The organism is Citrobacter sp. VF227 (genome assembly GCF_052950715.1).
In genome coordinates, this window is the sequence record NZ_JBRFVF010000443.1 from 1 (window position 1) to 458 (window position 458).

The 458-nt window shown below is 65.1% G+C and carries 1 protein-coding gene; it reads right to left on the reverse strand.

Annotation, left to right across the window (positions count from 1 at the left end; translation table 11 throughout):
* Positions 1-458, reverse strand: a 458-nt coding sequence (locus ACU8YC_RS27235; protein WP_446896293.1) for a phosphate ABC transporter ATP-binding protein, incomplete at both ends; no start/stop codon positions are given.

The window sequence follows — 458 nt, forward strand, 5'->3', positions numbered from 1 at the left end:
GTGCGTGACGATGACGACCGTGTAGTCGCTCTTGAGCTCCGCGATCAGCTCTTCGATGCGGCCCGTCGAAATCGGATCGAGCGCCGAGCACGGCTCGTCGAGGAGCAGCACCTCGGGCCGGATCGCGATGCCGCGCGCGATGCAAAGGCGCTGCTGCTGGCCGCCCGACAGGCCGTAGCCGCTCTGGCTCAGCTTGTCCTTCACTTCGTTCCAGAGCGCGGCCTTCGTGAGCGCCCATTCGACGCGGTCGTCCATCTCCGAGCGCGTGAGCCGCTCGAACATCTTCACGCCGAACGCGATGTTGTCGTAGATCGACATCGGGAACGGCGTGGGCTTCTGGAACACCATGCCGATGCGCGCGCGCAAGAGCGAGATGTCGAGCTTCGACTGCAGCAGGTTCTCGCCGTCCATCACGATCTCGCCTTCGGCGCGCTGCTCCGGGTAGAGCGCGTACATCT